Annotated in this window: 5 protein-coding genes; all 5 read right to left on the bottom strand. The window is 74.5% G+C overall.

Annotated features, from left to right (window positions below; genetic code table 11):
- Window positions 1-1,175 (bottom strand): adenylyltransferase/sulfurtransferase MoeZ (gene moeZ, locus VE614_RS04725; protein ID WP_324932437.1); only part of this gene is annotated, 1,175 nt, incomplete at its 3' end.
- Window positions 1,176-1,238: 63 nt separating this feature from the next.
- Window positions 1,239-1,988 (bottom strand): spherulation-specific family 4 protein, encoded by a 750-nt coding sequence (locus VE614_RS04720; protein ID WP_324932434.1) that lies wholly within the window; start codon window positions 1,986-1,988, stop codon window positions 1,239-1,241.
- Entirely contained in the window at window positions 1,976-3,016 is a 1,041-nt protein-coding gene (locus VE614_RS04715; protein WP_324932431.1) for an NAD-dependent epimerase/dehydratase family protein, read from the bottom strand. Before VE614_RS04715 ends, VE614_RS04720 begins: the two co-directional genes overlap by 13 nt.
- A gap of 307 nt (window positions 3,017-3,323) precedes the next feature.
- Complete coding sequence (locus tag VE614_RS04710) at window positions 3,324-4,832, bottom strand: hypothetical protein (protein WP_414719509.1); 1,509 nt, start codon at window positions 4,830-4,832, stop codon at window positions 3,324-3,326.
- A gap of 317 nt (window positions 4,833-5,149) precedes the next feature.
- A complete protein-coding gene (locus VE614_RS04705; protein ID WP_324932428.1) occupies window positions 5,150-6,943 on the bottom strand; it encodes a DUF3492 domain-containing protein in 1,794 nt (597 codons plus the stop codon).
- Between the last annotated feature and the right edge of the window lie 76 nt (window positions 6,944-7,019).

Below are 7,019 nucleotides of genomic sequence, written 5' to 3'. Positions count from 1 at the left end.
TACACCGGCTTGTGCGGTTCGATCTGGTTGACCCAGCCGATGACGCCGCCGCCGACGTGGACGGCGTCGGAGAAGCCGGCGGACTTGAGGACCGCCAGGACTTCCGCACTGCGGACACCCGTCTTGCAATGCAGGACGATCTTCTTGTCCTGCGGGAGGCCCTCCAGCGCGGAGCCCATGAGGAACTCGTTCTTCGGGACCAGGCGGGCGCCCGGGATCGAGACGATCTCGTACTCGTTCTGCTCGCGGACGTCGATGATCTCGATGTTCTCGCCGTCGTCGATCCACTCCTTGAGCTGCTTGGGAGTGATCGTCGAGTCGGCGGCCGCCGCCTGGGCCTCCTCGGAGACGACGCCGCAGAAGGCCTCGTAGTCGATGAGCTCGGTGACGGTCGGGTTCTCGCCGCAGACCGCGCAGTTCGGGTCCTTGCGGACCTTCACCTGGCGGTACTGCATCTCCAGGGCGTCGTAGATCATCAGCCGGCCGACCAGGGGCTCACCGATGCCGGCGAGGAGCTTGATGGCTTCGTTGACCTGGATGGAGCCGATGGACGCGCACAGTACGCCCAGAACGCCGCCCTCGGCGCAGGAGGGGACCATGCCGGGGGGCGGGGGCTCCGGGTAGAGGCAGCGGTAGCAGGGACCGTGCTCGGACCAGAACACGGAGGCCTGACCGTCGAAACGGTAGATCGAGCCCCACACGTACGGCTTGTTGAGGAGCACGCAGGCGTCGTTGACCAGGTAACGGGTCGCGAAGTTGTCCGTGCCGTCGACGATCAGGTCGTACTGGCTGAAGATGTCCATCACGTTGTCGGCCTCGAGCCGCTCCTCGTGAAGGACCACGTTCACGTACGGGTTGATGCCCTGGACGCTGTCCCGCGCGGACTCGGCCTTGGAGCGGCCGATGTCGGACTGGCTGTGGATGATCTGGCGCTGCAGGTTCGACTCGTCGACCTCGTCGAACTCCACGATGCCGAGCGTGCCCACGCCCGCCGCGGCCAGGTACATCAGGGCCGGCGAGCCCAGGCCGCCGGCGCCCACACAGAGCACCTTCGCGTTCTTCAGCCGCTTCTGCCCGTCCATCCCCACATCGGGGATGATCAGGTGGCGGGAGTACCTGCGGACCTCGTCTACGGTGAGCTCAGCAGCCGGCTCAACCAGGGGTGGCAGCGACACGGGGACTCCGTTGGTCGGTCAGTCAATACGGTTGTTCTTCGCGTAACACTGCCACGGCCTTTTTCATTCCGAGACACCTGTTCCGATCCGCGAGACGATTTCGTCCCAGTAGCCGGGCATCCCCTCCCAGGGATCGCCGCGCCCGGCACGGTCCGAGTGGTCCGTGAACCAGATGGTGGCGACACCCTGCCAGCGGGCGATGCGCAGCGCTTCGTCCAGGTGGCGGCGGGGAACGCCGTGCACCAGGTGGCAGAAGCGCTCAGGCGGATGGTCGGCGGTCCACTCCGCCGCCTGCGACCAGCGGTAGTCGCTCCACGGCCCGGAGAAGGTCACCAGCTGGTCGGCGATCTCGGCGTAGTCGGGGCAGGGGTGGGTGCCGTGGCCGAGGACGATGTGGGGCTCGTCATGCAGCGTGCGGAGCGTGGTGACGGTCCGGAGGGTCTCGGGGAGCGAGACGCGGTCGGACGGACAGCGGTCGAGCAGGAAGCCGTCCACCCGGTACCAGTCCAGATAGCGCTGGGCGTCGGAGATCACCTCACCGAACGCACGGGCGCCATCGGTGAGGTCCGCCTGCCCGAGGACGCGGACGCCCGCGTCGCGCAGCCGGGCGACCGTCTCCAGGCAGTGCGGGTCGGGGCGGCTGCCGGGGCCCTGGGCGACGTTGAGGACCGCCCAGTGGACCGGGGTGCCCGGGCGGGCCAGCTCACCCCACTCGGCCGGGGCGAGCAAGGGGTGGGCGTAGCCGGGAACACCGAGGCCGGTGCGGACGTCGGTGCTCGCCGCGGAGGCCGTCCGGCTGGTCAGATGCGGCATGCCGCCTCCATCCAGATGTCGGCGAGGGACTCTTCGAGGTTGATCCGGGGCCGCCAGCCGAGCCGGTCGCGGGCGGTGCGGACGTCGGCCTGCTGCCAGCTGCCGCACCCGTCCGGGTAGGGGTAGGCGACCGGGGCGGGGTGGGTCGGGTGGTCCCCGTCGCCACGGTGGTGACCGAGGGCTTCCGCGCGGTGGTGGCTGAGGACCTCGGGGCGGTGGTGGCCGAGGAGTTCCGGGCGCGGCTGCCCGATGCCGGGGCGCAGCGGGCCGGGCGGGCCGTCGAGTTCGTGCAGGGCACCGCCGTAGCCGGCCACGCGGGCGAGCGTCGCGGCGGCGTCCCGCAGCCGTACGGCACGGCCGGAGCCGATGTTGATGATCCCCTGGGCGGCGGAGAGCGAGGCGGCGTGCACCGCGCGGGCCACGTCGCGGACGTCGACGAAGTCGCGCTGGACGCCGAGGCCGCCGAGCTTGAGTTCACCGTCGCCGGTCTGCATCGCCCGGCGCATCGCCTCGGCGAGACGGCCGAGCGGTGAACCGGCGGGGGTGCCCGGACCGGCCGGGGAGAAGACCCGCAGCACCACCGCGTCCAGGCCGGAGCCGAGGACGAGTTCGGTGGCGGCGAGCTTGCTGACGCCGTACGGGCCGCCGGGGCGCGGCACGGCGTCCTCGGCGGTGGAGGAGCCGGGCTGGCTGGGTCCGTACTCGGCGGAGCAGCCGATCTGCACCAGGCGGGCCCCGCAGCCGCTGCGCCGCAGCGCCTCGCAGACGGTGGCGACGGCGACGGTGTTGTGGCGGGTGAGTTCGCGGGCGCCGCCCCGGGTGGCGCCGGCGCAGTTGATCACGACACCGGGGTGGACCGCGTCGAGGAAGCGGGTGAGCGCGCCGGGGCTGCCGGACGCGAGGTCGAAGCGGACGTCGGCGTCGTCACCGCGGCCGAGGGCGGTGAGCTGGACGGCGGGGTCGGCGAGCAGGCGGTCGGCGACGAAGCGGCCGATGTAGCCGTTGGCTCCGATCAGCAGAACCCTCATCGGGTGCCTCCCGGGGTGTGCGCACGGGTGCCCGGCGCGGGCGTGACGGCCCCAGGCGTCCCGAACCCGCCCGGGGCTCCGCCGGCTCCAGCAAGTGCGCTCGCTCCGGAGGGAATGCCGAACGCGCCGGTGGCTCCGGGCACTCCGGGATGTCCGGGTCGGGAGGTGGTCATCTGGTGTTCTCCTTCACGGGGGTGGTGCGGATGCCTCCGGCGGCCTGGCCGGCGCCTGCGGCGGACGGTGGTTTCGAGGGGGGCGGCACGGTTCCGTGGCCGAGGGTGCGCCGGGTGCGGGACGGCGTTCGGCATCAGTCGTCCCCTCGGGTGCGGGTCACTGTGCGGTGAGGTGCGCGGTTCGGTACGCAGGCCGGCGTCCGGGGCAACGCATGGGCCGAGGCGCGGGTGAGCGTGCGGCCCGCGTGGATGAGCAGGGCCAGGGCACCGGCTCCGCAGACGAGGACCGGGACGCTGCCGGGCCCCCAGTCGTCCAGGAGGATCTGGACGGGCGTGGCGAGGAACCCGCAGCCCGGCAGCCGGGCTGCGAGCAGAGCGGACACGGCCGTGGCCTCGGCGGCCGCCGCGACGCCCAGGACCAGCGCGGGAGCGCGGCGGAAGCCGTGCGTGGCGAGGAGTCGGGCGAGCAGCAGCAGGGCGCCCAGGGTCAGGGTCCGGGCGTAGGCGGCGGGCTCGTCGAGGACGGCGGCCGAGAGGGCGTGCAGACCGGCGAGGGCCGCCAGGTACAGGGCGAAGGCGCCGAGCAGCAGGGGCCGCACGGCGGCGGTGAACTCCTTCAGGTCACGGCTGGCCGTCAGTCTGCGGCGCGCGCCGGCGGCGAGCAGCTGGGCGCTCAAGGCGGCGGGGGCACAGGAGAGGACGAGGGCCGCCGGGACGGCCGTGTCGACCGGCCAGGCGGAATCCGCGGTGCCGGTCGGCAGGGCGTCGGGGCCACCGGCGGCGACGGCCGTCAGCAGGCCGTCGCCCAGGACGGCGTAGGCGAGGAGCCAGCAGGCCCACACGCGCACGCCGGTGGCCGGGGGCGCGGACGCCGGGCCGGTGCGGCGCGCGCTCAGCGGACCGCGGATCAGGGCGGCCCGTACGGCGAGTACCAGGGCGACCAGGCCCACCGCGGCCACGGCGAGGCGGGTCTGGCCGTGGGTGACGCGCAGGCCGGCCAGCGTGGCGGCGCACACGGCGCCGGGCAGCAGGCCGCGGACGATCCACTCGGCGTGCGCGGGCGGGGCCGTGGGCGGCGGTGCCAGGCTCGGCGAGGTGTCCGCGCCGCGCGGGACGCGCGCGAACATCTCCTCCGCGAGGGAGAAGACGTCCCGGTGGCGGAAGCGGGCGGCGGTCCGGTCGGTGATGTCGTGCGCCTCCAGGGCGGCGGCGATCTCCAGCGGGTCGACGGCCCGTTCGCACAGCTCGCGGTGCCGGTGCATCAGGGCTTTCACGGGGTCCGCGGCCCCCCGGCGGGGAGTTACGGCGGGCTTGCGGCCGCGGGTGGCCTCGCCCCCGCGCGCGTCGGGCTCGGCCACGTCACCGACACGCGAGCCCGCCCCACCGCCCGAGCCGTCCCCGGTGTCCCGGCCCGCCCATGTGCCCGAGCCGTCCCCGCTGCCCCGGCCCGCCCAGACACCCGAGCCGTCCCTGGTGTCCCGGCCCGCCCAGACGCCCGAGCCGTCCCCGCTGCCCCGGCCCGCCCAGACGCCCGAGCCCGCCCCGCCGCCCGAGCCGTCCCCGGTGTCCTGGCCCGCCCATGTGCCCGAGCCCGCCCCGGCCCTCAGGCCCTTTGCCGCGCCCAGGCCTCCCCCGAGGCCCAACCCCGCATCCCCCTTGTCCCCCGCCACATCCGGCCCGTCCCCGGCGTCCGGCCTCACCCCCGCGTCCAGCCCTTCCCAAGTGCCTACGCCCCGTCCCACGCCCCAGGGATCGCACGCGCCCAAGCCCTCACCCGTGAGCCCCCGATCACCCGCATCCAGGCTCTGGAGGTCGCTCTCAGGACCGCCCGGATCATGGGTCCCCGCCGTGTCCAGCCCTTCCCACGCGCCCCCGCCCGCAGCCGTCAGCCACTCCTCGGACCGCGCGTCCCGGGCCTCCGGGCTGCCGGGCGTCCCAGGCCGGTCCAGGCCGAGATCGCTCATCGGATCCCCTCCACACCGGGCACGGCGGCCGCCGCCACGGTGGCCCGCACCGGCGCTCGTTGCCCCGCCCAGCCGGGCTCGCGCCGCGCCACGCCCCGCAGCGCCGGGTCGGTCCACCGTCCGGGCACCCGGGCCTCGGCGGGCACGGCGAACGGCAGTGGCTCGCCGTCGGCGCCGAGGACGGTCCGGCGGACCGGGCACCGCGAGACGATATCCAGGTAAATGCCGTGAAATGCCGCGACGTTCTGCTCGACGGTGAACAGTTCGAGTGCCCGGGCGCGCGCCGCGGCCCCCAGGCGCGCACGGCGCCCGGGGTCGCGCAGCAACGCCACGCACGCTTCCGCGAGCGCCCGCGGATTGCGCGGCGGCACCACGAGCCCGGTGCCGCCGATCGCCTCGACCACGGCACCGACATCGGTGGACACGGTCGCCCGGGCACAGAACATGGCCTCGACGAGGCTGATCGGAAAGCCCTCGACGACGCTGGACAGCACGGTCACCGCACCGGAGGCGTACGCCTCGGCGGGGGTCGGGGTCTCCGGTCCGCCGATCTCCTCGAAGGAGACCGGGTTGTCGCCGACGGCGTGCGGGCCATCGGCCTCGTCGGGGAAGAGCTGGGCGGCGAGCGCCCGGCAGTGGGCGAGGTAGGCGGCGCCCTCCGCGCCGACGGGGGCGCCGATGATCCTCAGCCGGGTCTTCGGCTCCTCCTTGCGGACCTGCGCGAAGGCGTGCAGCAGCGAGATCAGGTCCTTGGCCGGTTGGATCCGCCCGACCCAGACCAGCGTGTCGGGGTCCGCGCTCTCCGGCGCCTCGCCCACCTCCGCGAAGGGGTCGGCGTCCATCCCGGGGTAGACGGTGCGCAGCTTGGCCCGGTCCGCGCCGCACCGCTCCTGCCAGCGGCGGGCGTGTGCGTTGCCGGGGGTGATCCGCTCGGCCCGCCGGTAGATCTCGGCGGCGAGCCGGCCATGGAAGGCGGTGACCAGGGCGCGGACGGCGGGCGTGGCGTGGGTGGCGGTGTCGGTGGTGGCGTCGGTGGTGGCGTCGGTGGTGGCGTCGGTGGCGCCCAGGTAGTGCGTCCGCAGCCGCACGCCGTACTCGGTCACGAGCAGCGGTACGCCGTGAAAGTGCCGGGCGAGCAGCCCGGGCAGGGCCGCCACGCCGCCGGAGGCCGCGTGGCAGAGGTCGGCCGAGCCGAGCCCGTCGTCCTCGTGCCAGTCGAGCGAGAGGGGGCGCAGGGCGCGTTCGAGGTGTGCGGCGACGGTGAGCAGATCCCGCACGCGCGCCTCGCGCGCCGTGCGCGGGGCGCGAGGCGCACGGCAGGCGCGCTCCAGGGCGCGGACGGCGGTCTCGGACCGGAGCGCGCCCACCAGCCCGCCCTCCTCCCGGGCCAGCTCGGCGAGCCCGTAGAGGGCGTTGGCGAAACGGTCCGCCTCAGTGGCGGACGGGTCCTCCGCCCGGCCGGCACCTGCCCCGGAGGGCAGTCCCACGGCCTCCGCGGACCCGGCGCACAGGGCGGCGGCCAGTTCTCCGTACGCCTCCGTGAAACGCCGGCGCGCGCGCCGCCCGTATCCGGACCCGTCGTCCTCCGCCATCCACAGCGGTGCCGTACGGACCCTGCGGACCTGGGGCGGCAGCGGAATCCAGCCCTCGCCCTCCTGGCGCTCGCTGCGGCTGAGCGCGTAGACGTCGAACTCGTGCTGCCCGAGCCCGCGCACCAGCCGGTCGCACCAGATCCTGGCGTCACCGCTCACATACGGATAGCCACCCTCGGTAAGCAGTCCGATGCGCACGTGTACACCCCCGATCTCCCGTGTGGGGAGCCGCCGTTGGCCGACGGCTCGCAGCGGGACGAACGTATGCGGACAA

The organism is Streptomyces sp., from assembly GCF_035645055.1.
Lineage (GTDB): Bacteria > Actinomycetota > Actinomycetes > Streptomycetales > Streptomycetaceae > Streptomyces.
The sequence above is the reverse complement of the archived record's forward strand: the minus strand, read 5'-3'. Positions and strand labels throughout refer to the sequence as shown.

Excerpts from the sequence above, each read along its gene's own strand:
- VE614_RS04720 (WP_324932434.1), bottom strand. The coding sequence starts at position 1,988 with ATGCCGCATCTGACCAGCCGGACGGCCTCCGCGGCGAGCACCGACGTC.
- VE614_RS04715 (WP_324932431.1), bottom strand. The coding sequence starts at position 3,016 with ATGAGGGTTCTGCTGATCGGAGCCAACGGCTACATCGGCCGCTTCGTC.